Here is a 26,269-nt window from a genome sequence, read left to right as displayed (position 1 = left end):
TCATTTCTGTCTTGGACGGCATGAGCACGACTCGGAAGACTGTGCGCGTCCATCGACGACGAAAGGGAGCTTTCGTACCCATGCAACACCTTCACCGGGCCGCCGTCGCCCTCCTGGCCTCGTTCAGCCTCGTCGGCTGCGCCAGCGCCGAAACGGCGCCACCCCCTGCTTCCCCAACCCCGGCTGCCCAAGCCCCCGCAGCCCAAGCGACGGCGTTCCACCAGGAGCTCAGGAAGCTCGAGCACCGGTTCGACGCCCACATCGGGGTGTACGCGGTGGACACGGCGACGGGGCGGGAGATCACCCACCATGCCGACGAGCGCTTCGCCTACGCCTCCACCCACAAGGCACTCACCGCCGCCGCGGTCCTGCAGCAGAACACGATCGACGAGCTGAACCGGCGCATCACCTACGACCGCGGCGACCTGCTCAGCTACGCGCCGATCACGAAAAAGCACGTCGACACCGGGATGACGCTGCGCGCGGTGATCGACGCCGCCATCCGCTACAGCGACAACACCGCCGCGAACCTCCTCTTCCGAGAGATCGGTGGCCCCGGGGGGCTCAGCGCCGCGCTGCGCGGCATCGGCGACACGACCACCCACGTCGACCGGATCGAGCCCGCGCTCAACCGGACCGGTCCCGGCGACATCCGCGACACCAGCACTCCGCGCGCCCTGGCCGAAAGCCTGCGGAAATTCACCGTGGGCGACGTCCTGACCGAGGAGAAGCGCGCGTTCCTCAACGAGATGTTGCGCACCAACGCCGTCACCGACGACCTCGTCCGAGCCGGCGTGCCCGAGGGCTGGCAGGTCGGCGACAAATCCGGTGCCGCCGACTACGGAACCCGCAACGACATCGCCGTCATCCGGCCACCGCACCGCGCTCCCATCATGCTCGCGGTCCTGTCGGAACGGCAGACCAAGGACGCCGACCACGACGACGCGCTCATCGCCGAAGCGACCCGCGTCGCCATCGACGCCCTGCGGTGACCAGACCTGTCCCGGTCGGACACGTCGACGGCGGACGGATATGTCGGCGAGCGGCGCCTGCTCGCGTCGACGACGAAGTGGATGCGCGCCGGGCCGGATGACGCTCAGCCGCGAAGCCAGCAGAGGAGGTCGACCGTGAACCGGGACGTGCTGGTCGTCATCGGGGCGGGGAGGGGGCGGGCGATCGCACGTCGCCAGGCACCGGCAGGAGCGCGCTGCTCGCCGACTTCGACGAGACGACGCTGCGCGCGGCGACCGAATCGCTGACGGGCGACGGCCACACCGTGAGCGCTCAGCGGGTCGACGTTTCCTCGCGCGCGTCGGTGGCCGCGCTGGCCGAGACAGCGGCGGCGCTGGGCGGGGTCACCCGGGTCGCGCACACCGCGGGACTGTCCCCGACGCAGGCGTCGGCCGAGGCGATTCTGAAGGTGGACCTGCTCGGGGTCACCCTGGTCCTGGAGGAGTTCGGGCGCGTGATCGCTGGCCGGGCGACCGGTGTGGTCGTTTCCAGCATGGCCGGCCACATGAGTCCGCTCCCCGCGGAGCCGGAGGCGGCCCTGGCCCACACCCCCACCGACGAGTTGCTGCGGCTGCCGTTCACCGACCCGGGTTCCGCGCACGCGATCGCCAAGCGCGGCAACCACCTGCGAGTTCAGACCGCCAGTGGAACCTGGGGCGAACGCGGTGGGCGGGTCAACTCCGTCGGCCCCGGCGTCGTCTCGACCCCGATGGGACAGCAGGAGCTGGCGGCGGAGTCCGGCACGGCGATGCGTGCCATGATCGATGTCTCCGGCACGGGTCGCGTGGGCACGCCCGAGGACATCGCCTCCGCCACGGCCTTCCTGCTGGGCCCGGACTCGACGTTCGTCACCGGCACCGACCTCCTCGTCGACGGCGGCGGCGTCGTCGCGGCACTGCGGTCCGGACGTCTCGCGAAGCCGAGCTGACCGCTCCCCTCGCCAAGCACTCGGCACTCGCCGCAGCGAGAACCACCGGTTCGCGTCGGTGAGAACTGACCGCGCGCGGCGAAATTCCGGAATTTCCGACGAATCCGGACACTCCCCGGAAACGTCGTAAAAGGAGTGCACAAAAAAGCTGGCAACGGACTCACACTGCCCACTCACCGGTCTCCGCTGTACCGATGTTCAGGGTTTTCCCAGCGGATTTGCGTGGTGATCCGTTCCGCCGGACCGATAGATTGATCGGTGTCGCGGCCGAGAACGGCTCCGACGGCACAAAAGGATTCACGCGATGGAGGAAGGAATGCCATTCCCGCTTCCCATTCCCGGTAAGCACCCGGCTCCGCGCCCCGACTGCCCCGGACGTCCGGGCAAGCGTCCCCACGGACCCGTACCGCGGAAGTGAGTAAGCGGTGAGCAGCCGTCGGCCCCACCGGCCGTCGCACCCGAAGGAGAACTCGTCATAGCGGTGCCGGATCCGACAGCACCGGGCGTCGGGGAGATCCTCCGACGCTTCGAACCGTTCCTGCGCCGGGACCGCACGCGCCTGGTGTCGGCGGCCGTGATGCTCGTGCTCTCCGCGCTCGCCGACACCGCCACGATCTGGATGTTCAAGCTGCTCACCGACGGGGCGTTGGAGACCGGTGATCTCGACGCGTTCTGGGCGCCCGCGGCGGCCTGGTTCGCGATCGCCGTGGTGGGCGGTGCCGCGTCGTTCCTCGGCGCTTACCTGTCCTCCCAGGTCGCGGAGAGATTCCTGTGCGGCTGCGGGCGCACGTCTTCCACCACCTGCAACGGCTGTCCCCCGCCTTCTTCGCCCGGCGCAGGACCGGTGACCTCGTGTCCCGCCTCTCCGAGACGTCGAGGCGGTCGAACGCCTGGTCTCGCCAGGGATGCTGGACACGGTGACGGCGCTGTTCAGCGTCGTGCTCTACGCGGGAGCAGCGCCGTACCTGCGCTGGGAGCTGGCTCTGCTGTCGTTCGCGCTGGCGCCCGCGTTCTGGTTGATCGCCCGCCGGTTCTCGGACCGCATCAGGAAGGCGTCCCGAACGGAACGAGAGCAGCGGAGCGATCAGCACCGTGGTGGAGGAGGGCCTGTCGAGCATCGAGCTGGTGCAGTCCCACAACCGGCATCCCCACCAGGACGAGAGGTTGCACGTCGCGGCGTCGAGGTGGTTTCGGGCCAAGCTGACCGAGGCCCGGCTGTCCGCGCTGTACACACCGCTGGGCATCCCGATCCTGTACGGGGTGGAGGCGGTGCACGGGCACAACAACGTGCGCGGTGCCACGATCTTCCCGCACAACATCGGGCTGGGCGCCACCAGCGACCCCGAGCTGGTGCGCGAGATCGGCGCCGCCACATCGGTGACGGCGGCACGACCGGCGGCGACGACCAGGGCAACACCCGGATCAGCGAACAGCGACTGCGCGAGATCCACCTGCCGCCGTTCAAGGCCGCCGTCGAGCGCGACCTCGGCTCGGTCACGGTCTCCTACAGCAGCTGGAACGGCGTGAAGATGCACGCCCAGGAGTACCTGATCAACGACGTGCTCAAGGGCGAGCTGGGCTTCGACGGCATCGTGATCTCCGACTACGACGCGATCCACCAGATCGACGGTGACGACGAGACCTTCACCTCCGCCGAGGTGCGCGCCTCGGTCAACGCCGGGATCGACATGATCATGCTCTCGCGGGGCCACGAGAAGTTCCTGCGCTCCCTGCGCGCGGAGGTCGAGGCCGGCCGCGTGCCGATGCGGCGCATCGACGACGCCACCCGGCGGATCCCGACCAAGAAGTTCGAGCTCGGCCTGTTCGAGCGTCCCTTCGCCCAGCGGGACCTGCTGTTCACCGTGGGCAGTCCCGAGCACCGCGAGCTCGCCCGGCAGGCGGTGCGCCAGTCGCAGGTGCTGCTCGAGAACGACGGCGTACTGCCGCTGTCCCCCGACGACGGCGAGAAGCTCTTCGTGGCCGGGTCCAACGCCGACGACATCGGCAACCAGAGCGGTGGGTGGACGATCTCGTGGCAGGGGTCCGGCGGCGCCATCACCGAGGGGACGACGATCCTCGAGGGGATCCGGCGGGCTTCCGAGTCGCCGGTGACCTACGACCGCCGCGGGAACGGCATCGACGGCAGTTACGACGCGGCGGTCGCCGTCGTCGGCGAGAAGCCCTACGCCGAGTACCGGGGTGACCGCCCCGGGGACCTCGAGATCAGCCAGCGGGATCTGGACACGATCGAGCGACTGCGCTCCGCCGGCGTGCCGGTGATCGTCGTCCTCGTCTCCGGACGCCCCATGGACGTCGCCGACCGGGTGGACGACTGGAACGCGCTGCTGGCCTCCTGGATACCGGGTACGCAGGGCGGCGGTGTGACCGACGTGCTGTTCGGCGAGCACGACCCCACCGGCAAGCTGCCGGTGACCTGGATGCGCTCCTTCGAACAGCAACCGATCAACGGCGGTGACGGCCGGAAGCCGCTGTATCCGCGGGGATACGGCCTCAGCTATTCACGCTGCTCGGAATCTCAGGGCGCCCCGGTGCGGCTTCGCCAACCGAAGCCGCACCGGAAGGTCCCGCCGGGGTCAACGACCCCCGAACGCGGTGATCCTCACCGCTGTGAAGCCGGCCGGGCGGACTTCGAACGGACGAACAGCGAAACGACGAACGCGAGTACGCCGATCCCCCCGGCGACGATGAAGGCGGTGCGCAGACCCGTGGCATCGGGAGTGCCCGCGGGGTCGGTGCTGCCCAGCGAAGCGACGGTGATGAACACGGCGGTGCCGAACGCGCCGGCGACCTGCTGGAGAGTGGACAGGATCGCACTGCCGTGGGAGTAGAGGTGATCGGGCAGCGCGCCGAGGGACTCGGTCATCAACGGGGTCATCATCAGCCCGAGCCCGGCCATGAGCAGGACGTGGATGGCGATGACCGCGACCAGCGACGAATTCTGCCCGAGGGTCGCGAACAGCAACAGCGACACCCCCATCGCCAGTGCCCCGGGGATCACCAGCGGACGGGCACCGAAGCGGTCGAACAGCGCCCCGACGGGCCGTCCGAGCAGCCCGAGCACCAGCCCACCGGGCAGCACGGCCAGTCCGCTGACGAACGTGCTGGTGTTCAGGACGGTCTGCAGGTAGAGCGGCAGCAGGATCGACGCGGCCCCCAGCAGACACATGAACAGCAGGACGGTCAGGATCAGGGCGACGACGAAGGTGCGGTTGGTGAAGGGGCGCAGGTCGAGCAGGGCGCGGTCGTGGCGCTGCAGGCGAACCTGGCGTCGGATGAACAGTCCGAGGGCGACGAGCCCGACCACGATCGGGATCCACGGCGCCACCAGGTGCTCTCCACCGCCGGACTCCCCGAGAGTGGACAGACCGTAGAGGACACCACCGAAACCGATCGCGGACAGCAGCACCGAGATCAGGTCCAGCGGCACCGCCCGCGTCGCGCTGTCCAGCCTCATCCAGCCCGCCCCGATGAGCAGGGCGATCAGCGCGAGCGGCAGCACGATCCAGAACATCCAGCGCCACCCCAGGAACCCCAGCACAGCGCCGCCGATCGTCGGTCCCACGGCGGGAGCGACGGCGATCACGATGGTGATCGTGCCCATCGTCGCGCCGCGCTTCTCGGGGGAGACGAGGCGCATCACCGAGGTCATCAGCAGCGGCAGCATCACCGCGGTGCCGCAGGCCTGCACGACACGGCCGACCAGCAGCACCGCGAAGCTCGGAGCGAGCCCGCAGAGCAGCGTCCCCCCGCTGAACAGCGTCAACGAGACCAGAAAGATCCGGCGTGGGGTGAACCGTTCGAGCAGGAAGCCGGTGATCGGGATGACCACGGCCATCGTCAGCAGGAATCCGCTGGTCAGCCACTGCACGGTCGTGGTCGAGACGTTGAGCTCGACGGTAAGGTCACGGAGTGCGACGCTCAGGATCGTCTCGTTGAGGATCATCACGAAGGCCGAGACGACCAGCACACCGATCAGCACGGCGGCTCTCGGTGGTGGGGCCTCGGGGTCCGCGGTCGTGGTTCTCGCGGTATCGGTCATGAAGCGTACCTCGCAGCAGCGGGTCGAAATCGACCGCCGGCGCGGCCCGATGCGGCGCCGGTGGTCACGGACGAAGGAAAATCGGTACTTCGAGATCGGTCATCCGCCCACACCGGCGGGTGTGGTCGCGAAGACCGACCGGGGTCGGCGCCGACGGAGCGGCCCCGACGCGGCCCGTGCGGCCGCAACGAGCACTGCCGGTGTCTACACTGCCACTCCGTCAGGGGGCCTGCCGTCACCGTGACGCGGTGACCGGACGGCTTCGCCGGGCAGGGGGGCCGACGGCAACGGCGCGGTCCGCCGGATTCGCCGGGCCGCTTCGAGCAGGACCTCCCGGACCCGAACACCGAGCTCCCGCGGGGGTCGGCGTCGCTCCCTCATCGGCCGCCGTCCTCGTCTCGCGCGGACGCTCCCCACGGACGACTGGTCGAGCACCGCGTCGCCGCCACCTCGCTCATCGCTCGGTCTCCCCTCGACACTTCCGCGACCCCCGCAGCGGCACACCGCACACCGCTCATGCCGCAGCACACGCAACAGCATGCACAGCCGCATGAACGGCAGCATGCCCAGCAAAACACACCGGCGGGTGAGCCCGCTCGTCTTCGAGCGACTTAATGGCGCTCACTGCCACTGTACCGAAGGTCGCGCACCGCGGCCGGGAGTGTTGTCCCACACCGGCTCGAACACCGCTCGGTGCCGCGAGGGAGTGCGGCGCCGGTCTTTCCCGCTCGGTCGGTGCGGGAAGGACGTCGACAGCGCTCAGTCGAGGCCGAACCGGGGCGGGGTCGGGTGCTGGGCGAAAAGGCCCTTCGGGACGGCGTCGGCCAGGGCCTGGTATCCGGGCCGGGTCGAGGTGCAGGTGATCGCCGTCGTCGTAGGCGGGCAGCAGGGCGCTCGGGTTTCGCGGGTCCCGGACGACCTCGTCGAGGTCGAGGACCGCGGCGAAGCGGTGACTGGTACGGACCCACTCGTTGACGCGCCGGCGGGCCGCCTCGCGGTGGCCGCCGGGCTCGTCGTAGGAGGCGTGGCCGCCGAAGGGGCGGGGTCCCTCCGTAGACGCGGATTCCCTGGTCATGGGCCCTGCTGATCATCTGTTCGTAGGCGAAGACGAGGTCTTCGGCCCCCTGCTTCTGCGCCACCTCGGTGGCTTCGGCGGTGCCGATGTCGTTGACGCCTTCGAACACGACGAGCCACGACACCCGCTCTGGGCGAACACGGCACGGTCCAGCCTGGCCAGCGCGTTGGAGCCCAGACCGTCGTGGAGAACGCGGTTGCCACCCGCGGCCTGGTTGAGCACCGCGAGATCGGAGGTGGCCGGGTGACCCTGCACGCGGGCCACCAGCCGATCCGGCCAGCGGTCGTTGCCGTTGGTGTCGACTCCACCGGCCGAAGCGGTCGCACGGTGGCCCTTGCCTTCGACGACGGACCCGACCCGCGCAACACCCCGCACCTGCTCGACGTGCTCCGTCCCCACCAGGTCAAGGCCGTCTTCCGCCTGTGGGGAGAGCACGTGAAAGAGCACCCGGAGCTCGTCGGTGGGTCGTGGCGGAGGGACCCGCGCTGTGCGACCACACGACGCGCCACGGGAACATGCGCACCTGGTCGCCGAGCGAGATCAGAGCGAACCTCCGAGAGACCAACGCGGCGATCCACGCGGCAGCGCCGGGGCGCGCATCCCGTACTTCCGAGCCCCAACGGAGCTGGGGACGGACGCCGGAGGTGGCGGCAGCACTCGACATGCAGCCGCTCGGCTGGCGCCTCTCGGTCGCCGACTGGAACAACCCCGGTACGGACGTGCTGGTACAGCGGCTGCGCGACGGCATTTCGCCGGGGGGACGTCGTACTCCGCACGACTGTGGCGGCGACCGCACGCAGACGGTGAACGCGGTCTCCCGCGTCATCCCGCAGCTGCAGGCCGAGGGCTGGTCCTTCTCACTCCCGCCCGACACGGGTGAACAAGCCGGCAGGGTCGGTTCAGTACGACGGCCTGCTGCCCGCGCGCTGATCCTCGGAGTCCCCGGCGACCAGGTTCAACAGCGCCATCGCGTCGTAGTCGGGTGTTCCTGGAGTGGCCTGGTAGACCACCAGCCGCTGATCGACACCACCGGAAACGGTCAGCACCTCGTAGTTCAGGTCCATGCGCCCGACGTCCGGGTGGTCGAAGCACTTCCCCCCACTCGAACGCGGCCTGACCTCGTTCCGGCGCCAGATGTCGTCGAAGTCCTCGCTCTTCGACGAGAGCTCGTCCACCAGCGCGGTCAGCTGCGAGGATCGCGGGTTGTCCCCGAACACCGCGCGCAACTGGGCCACGGAGTTGACGGCCACGTCGTGCCACCGCACGAACAGCGTGCGCGCCACGGGGTGCAGGAACAGGTAGCGAATCGAATTGCGCCGCTCGGGGGGCCACTGGTCGATGCCCTTGAGCAACAGCCACCCCGACGGGTTGGCGGCCAGCAGGTCATTGCTGTGGCTGAGGACGTAGGCCGGTGAGTTCCCGACCGAGTCCAGCAGCTGGCGCACCGTCGACCGAACGGGATTCTCCTCGGAGGCGCGTGAGATCTCGGGACCCCGCGCGTGCCGCGCGAGGTTGAACAGGTGGTCGCGCTCGGCACCGTCCAGCCGCAGCGTCCGCGCCAGCGAGTCCAGCACCCCGTTGCTCGGGCTGCGTTCGCGCCCCTGTTCGAGCCGGGTGTAGTAGTCCATGCTGATCCCGGCGACGGAGGCGAGTTCCTCCCGCCGCAAACCGGGCGTGCGCCGCACGCCGCCGCCGTGCGGCAGCCCGACGTCGGCCGGCTTGCGCTCGGCCCGGCACGCCCGCAGGTAATCCCCCAGCTCGGTCCTGCCACTCATGCGGAAAGCATCTCAAGCCCGCTGCGCAGCTGCCAAGCGTCGTGCCTGGGTGTACGGCACCCAGGCATGGCACACCGGGGGGAAGTACGGCCTCCCCGCCGCCGAACCCCGTGGCCAGACTCGTTGCCAACAGCTCATCGCTGTCATCCAATCTCGCGAAGGGGAACACATGATCAGCAGGCACCGGGAGATCGAGCTCGGCAGCAGCGGGCTGACCGCGGGACCGCAGGGGCTCGGCTGCATGGGAATGAGCGAGTTCTACGGGCCCACCGATCAGGCCGAGGCCCGCAACACCCTGGAACACGCGCTCGACAACGGCGTGACCATGTTCGACACCGCCGACATGTACGGACACGGCGCGAACGAGGAGTTCCTCGCGCCGTTCTTCCGCGCACACCGGGACGAGGTGGTGATCGCCACCAAGTTCGGCATCGTGCGCGCACCGGAGAACCCGTCGGCACGCTCGATGCGCGGTGACCGCGAGTACGTCCGCCGGGCTGCCGAGGCCAGCCTGCGCCGGCTCGACGTCGACACCATCGACCTGTACTACATGCACCGACGCGATCCGAGCGTGTCGATCGAGGAGACCGTCGGTGCGATGGCGGAACTGGTTTCGGAGGGCAAGGTCCGCTACCTGGGACTGTCCGAGGTGACCGGCGACGAGCTCAGGGCCGCCGACGCGGTGCACCCGATCTCGGCGGTCCAGAGCGAGTGGTCGGTGTTCAACCGCGACGTCGAGCGCACCATCGTGCCCGCCGCGGTCGAGCTCGGCGTCGGGTTCGTGCCGTACTCCCCGCTCGGCCGGGGTTTCCTGGCCGGGGCGTTCGCCTCGGCCGAGCAGCTGACCGAGGACGACGGTCGTCGTGGGCACCCACAGTTCGTCGGTGACAACGCCCGGCACAACGCCGCGCTGCTCGAACCGCTGAACACTGTCGCAGCGCGGCACGGTGTGAGCGCCGCTCAGGTCGCGCTGGCCTGGGTGCACGCCCGCAGCCGTGTGCACGAGCTGGCCGTCGTGCCGATTCCCGGGACCCGTCGCAGGAGCCGACTGGACGAGAACCTCGCGGCGCCGCGACTGGAGCTCTCCACCACCGAGCTCGACTCGTTGGAGTCGATCGCGGCTCAGGTCGCCGGGCCGCGCTACGCCGACATGAACTTCACCTCCGCCGGACGCGAGAAGTCCGAGACCGGGAGCTGAGCAACCATGACCTCCACCACGAACGACCACTACCAGCTCGGTATCGACACCCTGACCACCGTCGGCGGCACGACCAGCGCCGAGATGCTGGATTCGATCAGGGCGGTCTCGCCGAAGGCCGCGGAACACGTCGTCAGCGCCGTGTTCGGCGAGCTCTACCAGGGCGACGACCTGTCCCTGCGAGACCGTGAACTGGCCAGCATCGCCTCACTGGCCAGCCTCGGCGGATGCGAGCCGCAACTGCGCGTCCACGTCTCGGCGGCGCTCAACGTCGGAGTAACCGCGGAGGAGGTCGTGGAGACCTTCGTCCAGCTCATCCCGTTCGCGGGTATGCCCCGCGCGCTCAACGCCCTGTTCGTGGCTCACGACGTACTGACCGAGCACGAATCCGGCTCTCACTCGGGCTGAACCGAGCACTGCCGCCGCACAGCAAAGGAGACACTGTGGAGCTCTCGAAATCATCGACGTCGCCGGGACCGGCGGTCGACAACGAGGCGAATCTGCCCGGAGTCGCGACCACGCCGATGAGGGCGTGGCTGGCCGTGATCGCGATCGGACTGGGCACCTTCTCCCTCGTCACCACGGAAACGCTACCGGTCGGGCTGTTGCCGCTCATCGGTAACGGGGTCGGGGTGTCGGTCGGTGTGGCCGGATTCCTGGTCACCGGGTACGCGGCTTTCGCCACACTCACCGCTGCCCCCTTCACGACCCTCACCGGACGCTTGGACCGGCGCTGGTTGATGATCGGGTTGTTGGCCCTGTTCGTTCTGGGAAACGTGCTGGCAGCAGCCTCGCCGAGTTACGTGGTGCTGCTGCTTGCCCGGCTGATGGTCGCCGTCGTGCACGGCGTGTTCTGGTCGATAGCCGCGCCGATCGCCATCCGGCTGGTGCATGCTCATCACGGCGTGCGAGCCACCACGATCGTGTTCAGCGGCGTGTCGATCGCCTCGATCCTCGGTATGCCGGGCGGAACGCTGTTGGGCCAACTGTTCGGCTGGCAGGTCGCCTTCCTCGCCGTCGGCGGGTTGGGCCTGGTAACCCTGCTGGCGCTGGCGGCACTGCTGCCCGCGATGCCTGCTGCCGGGTCCGCAACGGTGCGAGCACTGCTCGGCCTGTTCCGGCGCGGTCAGCTCACGATCGCGGTGACGGTCTCCTGCCTGGCGATGATCGGCCACTACCTGGCGTTCACCTACGTCACCCCGTACTTGGAGCGCACCGCCCACGTGGACAGCAGCGTCATCAGTGCGCTGCTGTTGGTGTTCGGCGTCGCCGGGGTCGTCGGTAACTTCGCCGCCGGTTACTTCCTCTCCCGCTCCCTGCGCGGCACCCTCACCGGTGCACTGATCGTGCTGTCGGCGTCGCTGGCGCTGATGTACGTGATCGGCGACTCACAGGTCGTGGTCACAGTGCTGCTCGTACTGTGGGGGGCTTCGTACGCGATGATGCCTGTGGGGATCCAGACCTGGGTCCTGCGGCTCGCACCGGACGAGACCGACGCCGCCTCGTCGCTGTCGGTGGCCGCTTTCAACGGGGCGATCGCGATCGGCTCGCTCATCGGCGGTGTCGTCGTCGAGTTCGCCGGTCCCCGCGGCACGACCGGCATCGGTGCGGGGCTGGTCATCCTGTCGCTGCTGGTATTGTTGATCTCTCGTCCGTCCAGGAGCGAACAGGCAAAACCGTCCTATTCCGGCTAATCCGGCAGCTGCTTTCCCCGGGAGCGAAGATCCTCATTTCAATCCTCCTCGCGGGGATTCGCGACAACGCGGCTCGGCCCGACAAGATTCTTGCACGCCAAGAGGAATCGAAGCTGTGACGCACCACACCTGAACACTTACATCAAACGGCGGATCAAGATAGCGATGCGGAGCGGTAAGTTGCCGACGAGGGGAAATTTTCATGTATCGTCGGGCAGACATGGGGTAAGCCAACACAATGCACGAAGATCGCAGCATCACCGGCGACACTTTAGAGATCACTGTGGGGATCGGGAATGAGATCAAACGCTACGGTGTGGAGCAGATCGCCAAACAACTCTCCTACGTCAAACGCGTACGCTGCTACGACACGGCCGATGCAGCGATGCGCGACAACTCCGAGCAGCCCACCGGGCTGATCATCGTATCACTGGACGAGGTGATGTCCACGACGGGAAACCCGGCACCCCCGTACCGGAGCAAACCGCCCAAGGTGCTGTCCCTGGTCGACACCCCGAACGTGGAACACATCGCCCACGCATTCGAGAGCTACAATGACGGATTTCTTTCCCTGCAGGGTTTCACGGTCGAGACGCTGCACAGTGCGATCACCCGAATCAGGTGCGGGGAAATCCCGATACCGGCCAATCTGACCCGGGCTCTGCTGACGGACGTGCGGACACGGAGCCCGAACCAGAAGCAGTCCGCTCCGGTACACCTCACACAGCGGGAGAACGCCGCGCTGCACCTCCTCGTGGACGGTATGAGCAACAAGCAGATCGCCAACAGGTTGTCCATATCGGAGCACGGGGCCAAGCGACTCGTGGCCAACGTACTGGCCAAGCTCAACGCTCCGAACAGGACCACGGCGGTGGCCAAGGCGTTGCGTGAGCAGTTGTGCGTGCTGAAGGACACGGAACAGTTCTGAGGGGATCGTCCATGGCCACGATCACAATCACGCGACACCTTCGAACCTCGGCGAGGAGGCTCGAGTGCGCATTGCGATGATCGGTGGGGCGCCGCCGCTGTCAGCCTGCTGCGGAACCTCGGCGACGCGGTCCCACCGCCCGAGGTCGTGATCTACGAGCCGTCCGCTCTGGCCACCGGCCGAGCTTATCGACCGGATCTCGACTGCGTACTGGTCAACCACCAGACCGGATACATGTCCGTCCGTTCCGGTGAGCGCGACCATTTTCTACGCTGGCTCCGGGGCCACGGTGAGGGTCACCGGGCCCCTACGCCACCACTCCGGTGGAGTCCTTCGTCCCCCGAAAACATCTTCGGCGAGTACCCGGTCGACCACTTCCACAACTGTCTGACCCCGGCGCGGGAGCGTGGCTGGCAAGTTCGAGTGCGGCGCGAACCGATCGTCGACCTGGCCGTCTCCGTCCACGACGTGCTGACGCGCTCCCCGAACGAGGTCGACCGGTTCGACGGCGTGGTGCTGTGGTGCTCGGAACCGGACTCAGCGCGGTGGACGTCGTTCTCGGCCTGCTCCACATGGACCACCGAGGGCCGATCACGCCGACTTCGTGGCGCTGTGTTCTTCCTGGGGGTGCGCACCGTACAGCGAGATCGTCCGCTGAGCGAGTTCACCGGGCACAACGTACAGCGCACGCACGTTGCTCGAGGCCGTCGAGTCCGGACGACTGCGGAACACCCACCCGGTCACCGGAGTCTCCTGTTCGCGGTCAACACCGGCTCCGAAGCGGTCGCTCACAGCTGGGGGAGCGCGCCGCCCACAACGATCGGACGGGACACCGTGGAGCCGCCACATGAAACCATTCCACATCATGCTCGCCATCGCCGTCGCGGCGCTGTGGGGAATCGACTTCGTGGTCATCGACGTGGGACTCACCGAGTTCCCTCCCCCCTTCTCGGCGTTCCGCTTCGTGCTCTGCGCGATACCCGCGATCTGCTTCATCGGTGGTCCCCTGACGCGGTGGCACTGGGTCTTCGCCGTGGGTGTGCTGCTGGGTCGCTGCATGTTCGGCTTGATGTTCCCGGGCACGTACGCGGGGATGCCGGCCGGGCTGACCTCGCTGGTCGTGCAGAGCCAGGCGCTGTTCACAGTGGTCTTCGCCGCGGTGCTGCTGCGGGAGCGCCCCGGCCCCACCAAGGTCATCGGCCTGCTGATCGCCGCGATCGGCGTCGCCGCGATCGCGATCGACTACGGCACCTCCAGCCCGTTCCTGGCGTTCGGACCCGTCATCCTGACCGCCGCGTTCTGGGGACTGCCCAACATCGCCTCGCGCAAGGTCCAACCGCCGGACCTGTTCCGCTTCATGGTGTGGGTCAGCGCCGTCCCCCGATCCCGCTGCTCGTCCCCTCCGCGCTCACCGAAGGAGTGGACCGGGATCTGGCCGCGCTGACGAGCATCGGCGTGACCGGCCAAAGCACCAGCCTCTACGCCGCCTGGATCTCCACGTTGTTCGGATTCGACGCATGGGGATACCTGCTGCGTCAGTACGACGCCGCCGTCGTCGCACCGTACTCGCTGCTGGTACCCGTCTTCGGGATCTCGTCGGCCGCCGTCGTCCTGCACGAGCGCATGAACCTGCTGGAGATCGGGGCGAGCGCGTTGACCACCATCGGTGTCGCCGTCACGACACTGCGCCGCAGGAGCAGCCCCACCCCGACCGAACCGCGACCCTGACCGGGAAACCGTCCCCGAGGAAGAGCGCCGATCCGAGGAGGAGCTATGCCCGCCAATCCCCACCGGTTCCATCTCGCGGTCCCGGTCGACGATCTCGAAGCAGCCCGGTCGTTCTACGCGGGAGTGCTCGGCTTCGAAGCCGGACGGACCACCGACGTCTCCGTCGACTGGGACGCGGACGGACACAACTTCGTGGCCCACCTGGCATCCGGCCTCGGCACCGACCACCGCGACATCGTCGACGGCCGCGACGTACCGGTACCGCACTTCGGACTGGTGCTCGACGTCGAGGAGTTCCACCACCTCGCCGAGCGGGTGCGGAGCGCCGACGTCTCGTTCGTGGTGGAACCGTACCTGCGCTTCGCCGGCCAGCCCAACGAGTTCTGGACGATGTTCTTCCGCGCCCCGCGGGAAATGCGCTGGAGTTCAAGGCCTTCCCAGGCTGAACAGCCGGTTCGGCGAGGGGTGCCCGGACTCGCCACGAGAGTCCGGGCACCCCGCCGCGAGCCCGACGGCCCCGGTGATGAGGACCGAGTTACTCGTGGGGCCCACCATCCGCGATGCCCAGCAACGCTGCCACCTCGGGCAGTGAACCTGCGCACTCGTCGACGAACCTCCGATGTGGGCGGGCGTCTTCCTCGGTGAACACCTCGTTGGTCACCATTACCGTGCGCAGGCCGGCGAGCTTGGCCGCGCGCAGGGCGAACGGTGAATCGTCCACCAACGTCCAGCCCTCCACCTCATCGACCCCCACCTCGGCGAGCGCGTCGACGTAGGTGGCGGGTGCGGCTTTCGATCGGCTCCGCAGCGGTAAGAAGTCGTCGGCGGTGAAGTACGGGTCCAGCAGTGCGCGCCGAACGGTATCGCGGTCCATCGTGGAGCACACCAGCACTGGGATCTCCCGTTCCGCGCAACCACCGAGGAACTCCGTGAAACCCTCGGACAGCTCCGGGGACCGACCACCGAACTCCCGGAGCCCGCCGAGTTCGGCAGCCAACGCTGGGAACTCGTCCCCCATTCCGATACCGGACAACATCATGGTGAGTGCCTCACGCATGGGAAACGCGGTGATCTGTTTGAAAAGCGGCAGCAGGCACTCCTCGGGCATCGGTGCGCGCCTGTCGATGAACGCGTGCGTGGCACCGAACAGCAGTCCGGTGGCGTTGCCGCTGATGACCCCGTCGAAATCGAGCAGCACACCTCGCACCGGGCCGGTCACGACTCCACCGACCAGCTCGTACCCGAAGCGGCTTCCTTGTCCACGAGAGTGAGCAACTCGTGGTCGATCTCGTGCAGCGAGCGGACGATGTGTTTGACACCTGTCTCCGTCATCTGAGTGCGCTGAAAGCTGTGCTCGAAGTCGCTGGGAACGCCGACGAAAGCAACATCGAGATCCTTGGCGAACTCGGCGAAGCGGTTCACGTCGTCGATGAACAGCACCTGGTCGTAACGGCGACCAAAGTGCTCCGTGGTGATTTCCTTGATCCCGGGGCGGATGTCGTTGGTGGTGATGTAGCCGGGTTCGGAGAAGAGGTGCTTGTGGGGCGCGAGGAACTCGTCGAAGGGCTCCCTGCCGAGACCGCCGTAGCAGATGACCTCCGCGCCGGTTTCGACCAGCCGCTCCAGTAACTCGCCCGCACCGTCGGCGAGGGCGAGCGGATGCTCGGCCAGGTAGGCGTCGCGCTCCTCGAAGTAGGCAGCGATCGTGCGGTCCGGGCTCCAGGGCAGACGGGCGGCCGAAGCCATGTTGGCGCCGCCGACGATGCGCGGCTGGGAGAAGATCAGACGCTCGAGCTCACCGGTGTAGGCGGCACCGTGCTTGGTCAGGAAGCGGTGCATGACAGGGCTGAAAGTGTCCGGCAGCAGGACGCCGTCGATGTTGACGCAGACGAGTTCGAGCTGGTTGAACTGGCGACTGGACAAGGCCGTCTCACAATCTGTGTGGGGAGGTGGAACCAACCCCGCCAGGCCGAGGTCCGCTACCGCTCGGCCGGGCGGGAACCGGTGACGACGGCATCGTTGACGCTGCCACCGGATCATGATCAAGGTGTGGTGAGCACGAGCGCCGCGTTGTGCCCGCCGAAGCCCAGGGAGGTACTGACCGCGGTACTCACCGGCCCTTCGGCGGCACGCCGCGTCACGAGGTTGATGTCGAGTTCAGGATCCACGTCGGTGGTGTTGGCGGTGGGCGGTACGGAGTCGTGTTCGATCGCCAGTACCGCATAGGCGGCCTCGATCGCCCCTGCTGCGGCGAGCGGATGACCGATGACACCCTTCGTGGAGTTCACCAATGGTCCGTGCGGAAACAACGACATCAGGGCCTTGCCCTCGGTGACGTCGTTCAACGGCGTCGAGGTTCCGTGGGCGTTGACGTGCTCGATCTCCGAAGCCGCGGTTCCCGCGTCGGCCAGAGCAGCGCGGACCGCCTGGCGAATGCCCCGTGCCTGCGGATCGGGGGCGGTGATGTGGCGAGCGTCGCAGGATGCGCCGTAACCAGCCACCACCGCGCGCGAGTGCGCTCCCCGCGCGCGTGCGTCCCGCTCCCGTTCCAGGACCAGCACTCCCGCGCCCTCGGCGGGCACGAAACCGTCCCTGGCGGAGTCAAACGGTCGGGATGCCCGCTCGGGTTCGTCGTTGCCCTGGGACAGCGCGCCCATCCTGCTCAGCCCGGAGACCATGAACCGGGTCAGCGCCGCCTCCGAGGCGCCCGCGACGACGACGTCGCACGCGCCGGAACGCAACAGGTCCCTGGCCGTGCCCACGGCGGTCGTGCCCGAAGCGCACGCGGTGGCGGTGACCAGATTCGGGCCTCCGGCATGGCAGTCGATCGCCACGTATCCGGCGAGCATGTTGACCATGTGCATGGGGATCGTCATCGGCGACACCCCGGATGGCCCCTCCGCCGCGAACGCGTCGGTCTGGCGGGCCATCGTGGCCGCCCCGCCGAGCGAGTTACCGAGCACGACGCCAACCCTGGAGCCGTCCCAGCTCTCCGGGTCCCAACCTGCGTCGGCCAGAGCCTCCCTGGTGGAGACGATCGCGATCTGGACGAACCGGTCCAGCCGCCAAGCAGCGAACCCGCCGAGCAGTTCGGTGGCGTCGAAGCCGTCGATCCGACAGCTCAGTTGCGAGCGAATGCCCTCGAGATCGGGGTCGGCAGCGGCGCACGAGTCTCCGGCGGTGATGCGCTCCCAGTTCCGACTGACTCCCAGACCAGCTGGGGTGGTGAGGCCGAGACCGGTGACGACGACCCGTTCCGAGCGGCCGTGCCCGTTCAAGGCCGCGCTCCCTTGCGCGTCACCAGATCGACCACGTCGGAGACCGTGAACTCGGTGCTGATCTCGTCGTCGGCGATGTCGACGTCGAACTCCTTGCTCAGCACGAGCCCGAATTCGATGAGGATCAGCGAGTCGAACGACAAGTCCTCCATGGTGAGGTCCGGTTCGATCTTGTCCTGTGGAATGCTGAACTTGTCCGACATCACGGTCATCACTCGGTCGTGCAAGGTACTCATCGTGGGATTCCTTCCGCTCGATTCTCTTCCGATTCCGCCGGTGTCAGGTCGGGCCAGACCAGGCCGACCGAACCCCAGGCGAGTCCACCGCCGAATCCGCTGAGCACCACCCGGTCCCCGGCCGACAGCGATCCGCCGTCCACGGCGTCACGCAGCGCCAGTGGGATCGAGGCGGCGACGGTGTTGCCGACGCGCTCGATGTTGCGTGCGAACCGCTCGACGGGAACGCCCAGGTTCTCGGCCATCGCCGCGAGGATGCGGGCGTTGGCCTGGTGCACCGCGAACTGGTCGACGTCCGCGACGCCCCAGCCCTGCCGGGCCGCCACAGCCGTGACCGACCCCGACATCCGCTTGACCGCCTCGACGAAGACGGGCTTGCCCTGCATCGTGAAGTAGGTCTCGGTCTCATCGGGAGCCGACCCGGTGGAGCGCTGCCGGGAACCCCCGGCGGGCACGGTGATCAGGTCCACCCCGGTTCCGTCACTGCCGAGGTCGAACTCCCCGAGAACCCCGCGCTCCTCCCGTTGGCCCTTGCGCAGCACCAACGCGCCCGCCCCATCACCGAAGATCGCCCGCGTGGTGCGGTCTGTCGGTGCGAGGATCGTCGAGAAGGTGTCCGCACCGACGACCAGTGCGCTGTCCACGATGCCGCTGGTGATCATCGAGGATGTGGTGGCCAGCGCGTAGACGAACCCTGCGCACACCGCGGCCACGTCGAAGGCGACCGCCGCGTTCAACCCCAGCCTGCTGGCCACCTCCGGGGCTGTGGCCGGACACGGCCGGTCCGGGGTGCTGGTGGCCAGCACCACCGCGTCGACGGCCCGCCTGCCGCAGGAGCGCAACGCCGCCTCCGAAGCCCGCACCGCCAGGTCACCGGTCGACCCGCCCGGTTCTACGACGTGCCGGGTGCGGATGCCGGTGCGGGTCCGGATCCACTCGTCGGAGGTGTCGAGCATCGAGCTGAGCTCGTCGTTGGTCACGACCCGCTCGGGCACGTGACCACCGATGCCGCACACCACGGCCGCCGGGGTCACCACACCTGCCCCGTTCGAAAGGAACGCTGTGGCAACACGGTCGGAGTGGTGTCGACAGCGGCTACCTCGTCACCGTTCTGCAGGAAGGAAACGGCACAGCCGCCGCGGTCACCCGTCTTGGCGACAACCGACAGGGGCGCGTCCAGCTCGGCATAGCGGAAGAACCGCGCGTCCATCCCGGCCACCACACCACGCGCCGGCGAGATGCCGTGGTGCTCGTGCATGGTGAAGGCCACGACCTGCCTGGCGGCCTCCATCAGGATCATCCCCGGCAGGTGGTCCTGAGCGTGGTCGAACATGCTCGCGTTGTCCACCGGCACCCGCACACCGGCGGTGACCGAATCGACCGTCACGACCGGCTCGCAGAGCAGCACGTCGGCGGGGTTGGTGCGGCCGACCCAGTACGGGGGGACGAGCTGGGCAGCGGTGCCGGCGGCGAACTCGTCGGACGACGGTGGTGGTCCGGGCCTGCCTCTCCTGCGCATCACCGCGTAGGGTTCGGGGGGTAGGTAGTTCACCGCCATCCGGACCAGGCCGACCGTTCCCGACTCGACCCGCATTCGCATCTCGTAGTCCGTGCCGAGCAGGCGACCGTCCCGGTACCGCGCCGAGTGCGGCTCGACCTCGACGATCAGCTCCGCCGGTGTGCCGAGCCCGCTGATCACGTCCGGGTCCACCTCCAGCGACCATTCCCGCAGCACGAACTTGGTGCACCGGTCCACGCCGAAGTACTCATGCGTGCACAGCGTCTCGGCTTGGCGACAGCACTCCAGCAGCAGCGGGTCCACGGTGCGCGGGGAGATGAGCAGACTGGTGTAGAAGGCGTGGGAGGCGGGCAGTTGGGCCGCGACGGCGTAGGTGGAATCCCCCGTACGGCACGAGTCGGTCACGAAGACCTCGGACAGCGCGGCGCGATGCAACAGCGTGCGGTCCACGGTGCGGTCGAACGACAGCCGTTCGTGCAGCTCGTCGAACGCCGTGGTGCCGGTTTCGTGCTCGCTCAGCACGATCATGATCGTTGGGTCCTTTCCGACAGGATTGCGGTGACGAGACCGGTGTCGTGCTCGGCCCGAGCGAACACCGGCTGGCCGATGAGGTTCCGGAGGAAGCGCGTGGTGGTGTGCACGCCGGTCCCCGCGATGTCGAACTCACCGAGCGCCCGGTGCATCCGGGCGAGCGCCCCCGCCCGGTCAGGTGCCCACGCCGCGACCTTGGCCAACAGCGAGTCGTACTCGGCGGGGATGCGGTAGTGCGGGCGGCAGTGCGTGTCGACCCGCACGAACGCGCCACCGGGCGGGGTGAACTCGCTGAGCAGACCCGCGGCCGGGCGGAAATCGCTGTCGGGGTCCTCGGCGTTGACTCGGCACTCCACGGCGGTGCCGGTCATGCGCACGTCGTCCTGCCCGAAGGGCAGCGCGGCACCCGCCGCGACGTGCAGCTGCTCGGCGACCAGGTCGATGCCGGTGACCATCTCGGTAACGGGGTGCTCGACCTGGATACGGCAGTTGACCTCCATGAAGTAGTGGTTGAACTCGTCGTCCACCAGGAACTCGAAGGTGCCGGCCCCGACGTAGCCAGTGACCAGCGCCGCTCGCACCACGTCATCGCCCATCCGGTCGCGGACCTCGTCGGGAAGTCCCGGTGCCGGAGCCTCCTCGACGAGCTTCTGGTGTCGACGCTGCACCGAGCAGTCCCGGTCGCCGAGATGCACCGCGTTGCCGTGGGTGTCGCAGAGAAGCTGCACCTCGACGTGACGCGCCGAGGCCAGATAACGCTCCACGTAAACCCGCCCGTCGCCGAACAACGTGCGGGCCGTGGCGGTGGTGCGCCGGTACGCCTCGGAGAACTCGTCAGGGTCGTGCACGACGTGCATCCCCCGCCCCCCACCGCCCGCTGCGGCCTTGACGATCACCGGGTAGCCGATCTCGGCGGCGGCCTCGGCCGCCTGCTGCTCGGAAGTGACCGGGTGCAACGTGCCGGGCAGCATCGGCACTCCGGCCTCGGCCATGCTGGATCGCGCGGCGACCTTGTCGCCGAGCCGCATCATCACTTCGGCAGGTGGGCCGACGAACACCACCCCCTCTGCCTCGCACGCCTCGGCGAAGTCGGGGTGCTCGGAGAGGAACCCGTAGCCGGGGTGGATCGCCTGCGCTCCAGTACGCTTGGCCGCTTCCAGCACGGCCGCGCGGTTGAGGTAGCTCTTGCCCGCCGCGGGAGGGCCGATGCACACGGTGGTGTCGGCGTACCGTACTGCGGCCGAGTCAGCGTCGGCGGTGGAGTGCGCGACGACGACTCGGACCCCGAGCTCGCGACAGCTGCGCAGTACCCGCAGGGCGATCTCGCCCCGATTGGCCACCAGGATCGTGTCGAAGGGCCTGTCGCGCGGGATCACGACTGCTCCACCGGGCGAACGGCCAGCAGAGCCTGGCCGTACTCGACGGATTCCGCATCGGCCACCGGCATCTCGGTGACGATGCCGGAGGTGGTGGCCTCGACCGGCACCATGAGTTTCATCGCCTCGACGATGCCCACCTGCTGACCGGACGCCACCGTGTCGCCGACCCGCACGAACGGCGGCTGATCCGGGCCGGGGGCGAGGTAGAAGACACCGACCAGCGGCGCGCACACGTGAGTGAGCTCGGGGTCCGAGCCCGCGATGGGCACGTCCGGAGCGGCCGTCGCCCGTACCGGGTCAGCAGGAGCCGAGGCTTCGGCGGGGGCGGAATCGGCCCAGTTCAACTCGAGGGCCACGGGACCGGCGCGAACGACCATCGAACGCAACGAGCCACCCGACTCCGAGACCAGTCGCACGGCGGTACTGCGCGCCTGGGCCAGCAGCCCTCCCGGGTCGGAGACGTGCCCCCGGTCCCAGGCCTCCTCGGAGTCGGGGTCCAGCGCACGTTCCAGTTCGTCTTCCAAACGTGCGTAATCGCCGTCGGTCATGCTCACTCCTGCGTTTCGGTGAATGTGTGGGAGACGAGATCGGCGCCGAATCCCCGGAATCGTGCGGTTCGGCGTTGGACCAGGCCCCGCGATCCGTCCGCGTGCACGTCTCGGAGCGACCGGGACAGCGCGTTCGCCAGGAAGTCGGCGGCACGTCCCGGATCCTGCTCCGAACCGCCGCGCGGTTCCGGCACGATGCCGTCGACGACCCCGAGCGACAGTGCGTCGCCCGCAGTCAGCCGCAGCTGCTCGGCGGCTTGGTCGGCCGCGGCGGCGGACTTCCACAGGATCGCCGCGCACCCCTCGGGACTGATCACCGAGTACACCGCGTTCTCACAGATCAGCACCTTGTCGGCCAGTCCGAGAGCCAGTGCGCCACCGCTTCCGCCCTCCCCGATCACTACCGCGACGACCGGCGTGGGCAGCGCGGCGAAGACGCGCAAAGTCTCGGCGATGGCGAAGGCCTGCCCGCGCTCCTCTGCCGACACCCCCGGGTAGGCGCCGGGAGTGTCTATCAGCGTCACCACCGGGATACGCAGTTTCGCGGCCAGCCTGGCCAGTCGCTGCACCTTCCGGTAGTCGTCGGGCTGCGGCATGCCGAAGTTGCGGCGGACGAGTTCGGGGGCGTTGCTGCCCCGCTGGTGACCGAGCAGAATGACCGGTTCACCACCGAGCAGTCCCACTCCGCCGATGAGTGCGCCGGACTCACCGGCCAGTCGCGAGCCGTGCAGCTCGACGAACCCGTCGAGGAGCAGATTCGCGTAGTCCAGCGCCAGCGGCCGGGTGATGCCCCGTGCCTGCTGCACGGCATCCCAGGCCACTCGTTCGCGGACCTCGGCGGAGTCGGTGCACACGACATCGGGGCCGAGGTCGGTGTCGGCGACCTGTCCCGCAGCACCTCCGCAGGCCGCCAGCAACCTGCCCAGCACCGGCCGCTGGTCGTGGCGCGAGCACACACGGTCGATCAGTCCGTGTTCGAAGAGGAACTCCGCTGTCTGGAAGCCCTCGGGCAAGCTCTCACCGATCGTCTGCTCGATTACCCGCGGACCGGCGAAACCCAGCCGGGCGCCTGGTTCCGCGAGCAGGATGTCGCAGGAGGTCGCGAAGGAGGCCGCGACACCGCCGAAGGTCGGATCGGTGATCAGCGAGATGCTCAGCACGCCCGCCTCGTCCAGCCGCGCCAGCATCTGGCTGGTCTTGGCCATCTGCATCAACGCCAGCAGACCCTCCTGCATTCGCGCTCCGCCGGAGGCCGAGACGATGAGCAGGGGCGTGTGTCGTCGCAGCGCTATCTCCCCGGCGGTGGTGATGATCTCCCCGAGAGCACCGCCAAGGCTGCCGCCCATGAAGTCGAAGTCAACGGCCGCGACAACGAGTGGATGCCCTTCCACCGCTCCCACCGCGCACCGCGCGGCGTCCTGCAGACCGGTGCGGTGGCGGGCCGACCGCAGCCGGTCGGGGTAGGCGACGAGATCGGTGAAACCGAGCGGGTCCTCGGCCGTCACCTCGACCCCCACCGGTGTCCAGCCGGGGTCGAGCAGCGCGTCCAGACGCTCGGCCACCGGGATTCCGAAGTGGTGACCGCAGCTGGGGCACACCCGCAGCTCGCGGGACAGCCGCTTGCCGTAGATCATCGACCAGCACTGTCCGCACAGCTCCCACCGGCCAGGTTCACGTTGCCGCATCGACCGCGCAGCGGAAGCTTCGAGCACCGCACCACACCTCCTGTCGAAAACCTGCCGAGGACATGAGTGGCGCTTCCCCGATCAGCGGCTCGCGTCGTCCTCGATGACGACATCCATGTTGCCGACGGGAATGCGGCCGGCCAAGACCCGTCCGGGCTGCGAAAACGAACACCCTCATGGGGTAGCCGGTCGGCTACCCCTTTGTGCTAATCGGACATTCGAGTCGTTGTCGCATAATGACCGGGAAAATCCTGGACGCCCCACGAGGGGCTGTTGCCGTGACGACTTGGTTCTCCCGACAACGAGCGGGAGAATCCGCCCGAACCGCTGTACGCGGATCGAAAGCATCGGAGCCACTCGCGTACTGCGCGTTCAAAATACGCCTCCTCCCGCGCTCATCGTTCGTTCACACACCGAAACCCCTGAGGATTCTCCGTGCCCAGCATCGACACTGCCGCGACGAATCGGCACGTCGAGCTGCTCGACCGGATCGCCGAGAAATCCGCGGAAGACCACTACAATCCGCATCTGACGTTCGGATGGGCGGGTTCCCTGCCCGAGGACGCCCTCTGGATGAGTGCCGATCTGATGTCGGTGCACGGCACAGAACTGGCCGATGAAATCGGACCGCGGATCCTGCACCATCTCTCGAAGTGGGAGAGCGCCAATTTCTACAGCCTGAACGTGCACGGCATCCGCGAACTGCTCATCGAGGTGGTCAAACGTATCCATGCTCCCGGTACAGCGCCGGATCGACGGGGCGACCGGTGTACAACCGGAACAGGGTCGCCGGATCGCACACCAACCGCCCGGGGCGCACCCCGGACGAGGCGCTCAGAGCGCGGATCGTGCCGCTGGAGGCCAAGTTCGGGCGCATCGCCCACCAGGTCACCATCGAGCTGCTCGGCGCCGACGACACGGACCCGGTGACGCACCGCCTGGTACAGGACACCCTCGACCTGGCCCGTGGACTCGGGCTCGCCGACGTGCTCACCGACGACTCCGCGCGGCGCGAACGGATCGTCCACCAGTGGGCGGCCACGCTCGACGAGGCGCTGAGCGGGCGCAGCACCGTCGACGCCGTCCTGGACGAACCGGAAGCCCGCTGAACCGCACCGGACGAATCACGCCGGTTTCCCCGCGAGGAGCAACGCGTAGCCCAGCGTTCCGTCCCTCGTGGCCTCGGCGGCGAGCCGCGCGTGGTGCAGGGCTGCCCCGGAACGTGTTGTGGTGAATGGTGATAGTCCCGCCCGCGGCGCCATCCTTGCCGTGCACGTCGAAGGCACTTCGCTACGGCGGTGGTTTCTCGGAGTCGTCCGGGTTTTGCACGGACCGCGACAGCAGGCAGAACTCGTTGCCCTCCGGATCGGCCAGCACCACCTGGTCCGCGCCCGCCGCCTGGCCCACGTCGGCCCGCCGAGCCCCCAACGCGAACAAGCGCTCCAACTCCGCCGCCGTGGAAACGTCCTCGGCACGCACATCGAGATGCATCCGGTTCTTGACGGCCTTGTGCTCCGGCACCGGCAGCACATCGATCTCCGGCCGCGCACCACCGACCGGCCCGATCGAAACCCCGCCCCCGGCGGACCGCTCCACGACGGTCCAATCCAGCACCCGACACCAGAAACGGGCGACCACCTCCGGCTCCACGGCGTCGATGCCCAGAACAGCGATACGACTCGTCATCCGGCGAGTCTCACCCAGACGCACACCACCATCAAGGCCCCGGAGGAACCACGGCGAACACGCCCCGTGAGGGACCGCGGCGTCACGAAGCCCCGGCCAGCTTCTCCTCGATCACTCCGACGGTCTCGAGCAGGGTCCGCCCGACGCTTCTCAGGTCCATGGTGGTGACCGTGCCGCTCACGACGACCGCGGCCACCGGGTCGGTGTTGCCGAGGTATATCGGCGCGGCGACCTCGGCGAGTTCGGGCAGGTACTCGCTTCGCGCGTAGGACAGTCCCGTCCGCCGGATCAGCTCGAATTCCCGCTCCATGCGGTCCGCATTGGTGATCGTCCATCGGGTGTACGCGGCGGGCGCGGCACCGGAGAAGTCCGTGAGGGGCCGAATGCGCTCAGCGAGCAGGAGCTTGCCCGCCGCGCAGCAGTAGGCGGGCACGGGATGCCGCAGGGCCATCGCGAGACGGCTGTGACCGTGACCGTACAGAGTGCCCGCGTGCCGCACGCGCTGTCCGGACAGCACTCCTACGCTGACCACCTTCCGGGTGAGCTGGAACAGCTCCAGCAGAAAGGGGGTGATGGCGTGGTCGAAGTCGTGCACGGTCGACGGAGCGCGCTTACCCGCCAGTCGGGACACGTAATCCCCGAGCCGGTAGGCCTTCGACTCCATGCGGACGGCGAGACCGAGATCCGTCAGCACCCGCATCAGGCGGTGCACCGTCGATTTCGGCAAGTTCACGATCTGGGACAGCTCGGACAGCGTCACCGGTTTCGACGCCCCGGACAGCGCATCGAGCACGGTGAACGCCTTGCGGAGCGGACCTCCCTCGGTATCGGTCACTGCTCACCTGGTCCCGACGCGGAACGCTGCAGCGGGCCTCGCGGCACGCGTGCGGATTTCATGGCGATACTCCCGTCGCTGTAACTGACCGCTCGCCCCCACCACTCGATTCGCATCCAGCCAGACGCCCCCGGTGGGAACAAGGTCGGCAGCGGTTGATGTCCCCTGCAATCCC

At 68.4% G+C, this 26,269-nt stretch carries 27 protein-coding genes and 3 pseudogenes; 14 read left to right on the top strand and 16 right to left on the bottom strand.

Translation table 11 applies throughout. From position 1 onward, the window contains the following. The first annotated feature begins 20 nt into the window (after positions 1 to 20). From bla to FHX42_RS17485, 4 genes and pseudogenes are all read left to right on the top strand, one after another. Positions 21 to 992 (top strand): class A beta-lactamase, encoded by a 972-nt coding sequence (gene bla / locus FHX42_RS17500; RefSeq protein WP_407926265.1) that lies wholly within the window; start codon positions 21 to 23, stop codon positions 990 to 992. A 215-nt stretch (positions 993 to 1,207) separates the two neighbouring features. Next, a complete protein-coding gene (locus tag FHX42_RS17495) occupies positions 1,208 to 1,939 on the top strand; it encodes an SDR family oxidoreductase (protein ID WP_328796410.1) in 732 nt (243 codons plus the stop codon). A 771-nt stretch (positions 1,940 to 2,710) separates the two neighbouring features. Next, positions 2,711 to 2,860, top strand: coding sequence for an ABC transporter transmembrane domain-containing protein (locus FHX42_RS27870; RefSeq protein ID WP_182545492.1), 150 nt, complete (start codon positions 2,711 to 2,713; stop codon positions 2,858 to 2,860). Positions 2,861 to 3,157: 297 nt separating this feature from the next. Next, positions 3,158 to 4,464: pseudogene (locus FHX42_RS17485) on the top strand (glycoside hydrolase family 3 protein); the annotation flags it as partial. Between the two features lie 95 nt (positions 4,465 to 4,559). Here the strand turns inward: FHX42_RS17485 and FHX42_RS17480 are convergent. Beyond that, positions 4,560 to 5,999, bottom strand: coding sequence for a DHA2 family efflux MFS transporter permease subunit (locus FHX42_RS17480; protein ID WP_182545491.1), 1,440 nt, complete (start codon positions 5,997 to 5,999; stop codon positions 4,560 to 4,562). Positions 6,000 to 7,086: 1,087 nt separating this feature from the next. After that, the gene (locus FHX42_RS26745) at positions 7,087 to 7,509 is read right to left on the bottom strand and encodes an SGNH/GDSL hydrolase family protein (RefSeq protein ID WP_235987449.1); all 423 of its coding nucleotides are present in this window, start codon (positions 7,507 to 7,509) and stop codon (positions 7,087 to 7,089) included. Here FHX42_RS26745 and FHX42_RS27865 point away from each other — a divergent pair. Next, positions 7,402 to 7,881: a polysaccharide deacetylase family protein gene (locus FHX42_RS27865; protein WP_407926269.1), complete on the top strand. Its 480-nt coding sequence runs from the start codon at positions 7,402 to 7,404 to the stop codon at positions 7,879 to 7,881. The genes FHX42_RS26745 and FHX42_RS27865 overlap by 108 nt on opposite strands. Before the next feature lie 92 nt (positions 7,882 to 7,973). Here FHX42_RS27865 and FHX42_RS17470 read toward each other — a convergent pair whose 3' ends face one another. Further along, positions 7,974 to 8,849 carry a helix-turn-helix transcriptional regulator gene (locus FHX42_RS17470; RefSeq protein ID WP_182545490.1) on the bottom strand — a complete coding sequence of 292 codons (876 nt, stop codon included), beginning with the start codon at positions 8,847 to 8,849 and terminating at the stop codon, positions 7,974 to 7,976. A 169-nt stretch (positions 8,850 to 9,018) separates the two neighbouring features. Between FHX42_RS17470 and FHX42_RS17465 the strand changes: the two genes are divergently transcribed. From FHX42_RS17465 to FHX42_RS27860, 5 genes and pseudogenes are all read left to right on the top strand, one after another. Next, positions 9,019 to 10,047: an aldo/keto reductase gene (locus FHX42_RS17465; RefSeq protein ID WP_182545489.1), complete on the top strand. Its 1,029-nt coding sequence runs from the start codon at positions 9,019 to 9,021 to the stop codon at positions 10,045 to 10,047. A 6-nt stretch (positions 10,048 to 10,053) separates the two neighbouring features. Beyond that, positions 10,054 to 10,455 carry a carboxymuconolactone decarboxylase family protein gene (locus FHX42_RS17460; protein WP_182545488.1) on the top strand — a complete coding sequence of 134 codons (402 nt, stop codon included), beginning with the start codon at positions 10,054 to 10,056 and terminating at the stop codon, positions 10,453 to 10,455. A gap of 35 nt (positions 10,456 to 10,490) precedes the next feature. Beyond that, positions 10,491 to 11,741 carry an MFS transporter gene (locus FHX42_RS17455; RefSeq protein ID WP_182545487.1) on the top strand — a complete coding sequence of 417 codons (1,251 nt, stop codon included), beginning with the start codon at positions 10,491 to 10,493 and terminating at the stop codon, positions 11,739 to 11,741. Between the two features lie 238 nt (positions 11,742 to 11,979). Further along, entirely contained in the window at positions 11,980 to 12,669 is a 690-nt protein-coding gene (locus tag FHX42_RS17450) for a response regulator transcription factor (RefSeq protein WP_182545486.1), read from the top strand. A 99-nt stretch (positions 12,670 to 12,768) separates the two neighbouring features. Further along, positions 12,769 to 13,182 (top strand): annotated as a pseudogene (locus FHX42_RS27860) (FAD/NAD(P)-binding protein); the annotation flags it as partial. A 78-nt stretch (positions 13,183 to 13,260) separates the two neighbouring features. On the opposite strand, the gene FHX42_RS17440 reads toward FHX42_RS27860, so the two are convergent. After that, positions 13,261 to 13,413: a hypothetical protein gene (locus FHX42_RS17440; RefSeq protein WP_182545485.1), complete on the bottom strand. Its 153-nt coding sequence runs from the start codon at positions 13,411 to 13,413 to the stop codon at positions 13,261 to 13,263. 103 nt (positions 13,414 to 13,516) lie between these two features. Here FHX42_RS17440 and FHX42_RS17435 point away from each other — a divergent pair, with 103 nt between their 5' ends. From FHX42_RS17435 to FHX42_RS17430, 3 genes and pseudogenes are all read left to right on the top strand, one after another. After that, positions 13,517 to 14,113: an EamA family transporter gene (locus tag FHX42_RS17435; protein WP_220480510.1), complete on the top strand. Its 597-nt coding sequence runs from the start codon at positions 13,517 to 13,519 to the stop codon at positions 14,111 to 14,113. Continuing rightward, complete coding sequence (locus tag FHX42_RS25970) at positions 14,032 to 14,397, top strand: EamA family transporter (RefSeq protein WP_328796328.1); 366 nt, start codon at positions 14,032 to 14,034, stop codon at positions 14,395 to 14,397. Before FHX42_RS17435 ends, FHX42_RS25970 begins: the two co-directional genes overlap by 82 nt. A 45-nt stretch (positions 14,398 to 14,442) precedes the next feature. After that, a pseudogene (locus tag FHX42_RS17430) lies at positions 14,443 to 14,843 on the top strand (VOC family protein). Between the two features lie 89 nt (positions 14,844 to 14,932). Here FHX42_RS17430 and FHX42_RS17425 read toward each other — a convergent pair. The 10 genes from FHX42_RS17425 to FHX42_RS17380 form a co-directional block, all read right to left on the bottom strand. Beyond that, positions 14,933 to 15,616 (bottom strand): HAD family hydrolase, encoded by a 684-nt coding sequence (locus FHX42_RS17425; protein ID WP_182545484.1) that lies wholly within the window; start codon positions 15,614 to 15,616, stop codon positions 14,933 to 14,935. Beyond that, positions 15,613 to 16,320 carry an HAD family hydrolase gene (locus tag FHX42_RS17420; RefSeq protein WP_182545483.1) on the bottom strand — a complete coding sequence of 236 codons (708 nt, stop codon included), beginning with the start codon at positions 16,318 to 16,320 and terminating at the stop codon, positions 15,613 to 15,615. The genes FHX42_RS17425 and FHX42_RS17420 overlap by 4 nt, the downstream gene beginning before the upstream one ends. 119 nt (positions 16,321 to 16,439) lie before the next feature. After that, positions 16,440 to 17,675: a beta-ketoacyl-[acyl-carrier-protein] synthase family protein gene (locus tag FHX42_RS17415; RefSeq protein WP_182545482.1), complete on the bottom strand. Its 1,236-nt coding sequence runs from the start codon at positions 17,673 to 17,675 to the stop codon at positions 16,440 to 16,442. Then, entirely contained in the window at positions 17,672 to 17,911 is a 240-nt protein-coding gene (locus tag FHX42_RS17410) for an acyl carrier protein (protein ID WP_182545481.1), read from the bottom strand. Before FHX42_RS17410 ends, FHX42_RS17415 begins: the two co-directional genes overlap by 4 nt. Then, a complete protein-coding gene (locus FHX42_RS17405) occupies positions 17,908 to 18,945 on the bottom strand; it encodes a beta-ketoacyl-ACP synthase III (RefSeq protein ID WP_182545480.1) in 1,038 nt (345 codons plus the stop codon). Before FHX42_RS17405 ends, FHX42_RS17410 begins: the two co-directional genes overlap by 4 nt. Further along, entirely contained in the window at positions 18,942 to 19,958 is a 1,017-nt protein-coding gene (locus FHX42_RS17400; protein ID WP_182545479.1) for an AfsA-related hotdog domain-containing protein, read from the bottom strand. Before FHX42_RS17400 ends, FHX42_RS17405 begins: the two co-directional genes overlap by 4 nt. After that, positions 19,955 to 21,337 carry an acetyl-CoA carboxylase biotin carboxylase subunit gene (locus tag FHX42_RS17395; protein WP_182545478.1) on the bottom strand — a complete coding sequence of 461 codons (1,383 nt, stop codon included), beginning with the start codon at positions 21,335 to 21,337 and terminating at the stop codon, positions 19,955 to 19,957. Before FHX42_RS17395 ends, FHX42_RS17400 begins: the two co-directional genes overlap by 4 nt. Continuing rightward, complete coding sequence (locus tag FHX42_RS17390) at positions 21,334 to 21,888, bottom strand: acetyl-CoA carboxylase biotin carboxyl carrier protein (RefSeq protein ID WP_182545477.1); 555 nt, start codon at positions 21,886 to 21,888, stop codon at positions 21,334 to 21,336. The genes FHX42_RS17395 and FHX42_RS17390 overlap by 4 nt, the downstream gene beginning before the upstream one ends. A 2-nt stretch (positions 21,889 to 21,890) precedes the next feature. Next, a complete protein-coding gene (locus FHX42_RS17385) occupies positions 21,891 to 23,600 on the bottom strand; it encodes an acetyl-CoA carboxylase carboxyltransferase subunit alpha/beta (RefSeq protein WP_328796324.1) in 1,710 nt (569 codons plus the stop codon). A 345-nt stretch (positions 23,601 to 23,945) separates the two neighbouring features. Continuing rightward, complete coding sequence (locus tag FHX42_RS17380) at positions 23,946 to 24,305, bottom strand: hypothetical protein (protein ID WP_182545476.1); 360 nt, start codon at positions 24,303 to 24,305, stop codon at positions 23,946 to 23,948. A 35-nt stretch (positions 24,306 to 24,340) separates the two neighbouring features. On the opposite strand from FHX42_RS17380, the gene FHX42_RS17375 reads away from it, so the two are divergent. Continuing rightward, positions 24,341 to 24,682, top strand: a complete 342-nt coding sequence (locus tag FHX42_RS17375) for a hypothetical protein (protein ID WP_220480508.1) — start codon at positions 24,341 to 24,343, stop codon at positions 24,680 to 24,682. A 181-nt stretch (positions 24,683 to 24,863) separates the two neighbouring features. Here the strand turns inward: FHX42_RS17375 and FHX42_RS17370 are convergent, their stop codons facing one another. Next, positions 24,864 to 25,259 carry a VOC family protein gene (locus tag FHX42_RS17370; protein WP_182545475.1) on the bottom strand — a complete coding sequence of 132 codons (396 nt, stop codon included), beginning with the start codon at positions 25,257 to 25,259 and terminating at the stop codon, positions 24,864 to 24,866. Between the two features lie 82 nt (positions 25,260 to 25,341). Beyond that, on the bottom strand, positions 25,342 to 26,094 hold the full coding sequence (locus FHX42_RS27455; protein ID WP_182545474.1) for an IclR family transcriptional regulator: 753 nt from the start codon (positions 26,092 to 26,094) through the stop codon (positions 25,342 to 25,344). Between the last annotated feature and the right edge of the window lie 175 nt (positions 26,095 to 26,269).

Source organism: Halosaccharopolyspora lacisalsi (genome assembly GCF_014137975.1).
Classification (GTDB): Bacteria; Actinomycetota; Actinomycetes; order Mycobacteriales; family Pseudonocardiaceae; genus Halosaccharopolyspora; species Halosaccharopolyspora lacisalsi.
The sequence above is the reverse complement of the archived record's forward strand: the minus strand, read 5'-3'. Positions and strand labels throughout refer to the sequence as shown.

Coding starts and splice junctions, on each gene's coding strand:
- bla (WP_407926265.1), top strand. CDS start 21: ATGAGCACGACTCGGAAGACTGTGCGCGTCCATCGACGACGAAAGGGA.
- FHX42_RS17480 (WP_182545491.1), bottom strand. CDS start 5,999: ATGACCGATACCGCGAGAACCACGACCGCGGACCCCGAGGCCCCACCA.
- FHX42_RS17470 (WP_182545490.1), bottom strand. CDS start 8,849: ATGAGTGGCAGGACCGAGCTGGGGGATTACCTGCGGGCGTGCCGGGCC.
- FHX42_RS17465 (WP_182545489.1), top strand. CDS start 9,019: ATGATCAGCAGGCACCGGGAGATCGAGCTCGGCAGCAGCGGGCTGACC.
- FHX42_RS17460 (WP_182545488.1), top strand. CDS start 10,054: ATGACCTCCACCACGAACGACCACTACCAGCTCGGTATCGACACCCTG.
- FHX42_RS17450 (WP_182545486.1), top strand. CDS start 11,980: ATGCACGAAGATCGCAGCATCACCGGCGACACTTTAGAGATCACTGTG.
- FHX42_RS17435 (WP_220480510.1), top strand. CDS start 13,517: ATGAAACCATTCCACATCATGCTCGCCATCGCCGTCGCGGCGCTGTGG.
- FHX42_RS17410 (WP_182545481.1), bottom strand. CDS start 17,911: ATGAGTACCTTGCACGACCGAGTGATGACCGTGATGTCGGACAAGTTC.
- FHX42_RS17400 (WP_182545479.1), bottom strand. CDS start 19,958: ATGATCGTGCTGAGCGAGCACGAAACCGGCACCACGGCGTTCGACGAG.
- FHX42_RS17390 (WP_182545477.1), bottom strand. CDS start 21,888: ATGACCGACGGCGATTACGCACGTTTGGAAGACGAACTGGAACGTGCG.
- FHX42_RS17380 (WP_182545476.1), bottom strand. CDS start 24,305: ATGGATACGTTTGACCACCTCGATGAGCAGTTCGCGGATGCCGTGCAC.
- FHX42_RS17370 (WP_182545475.1), bottom strand. CDS start 25,259: ATGACGAGTCGTATCGCTGTTCTGGGCATCGACGCCGTGGAGCCGGAG.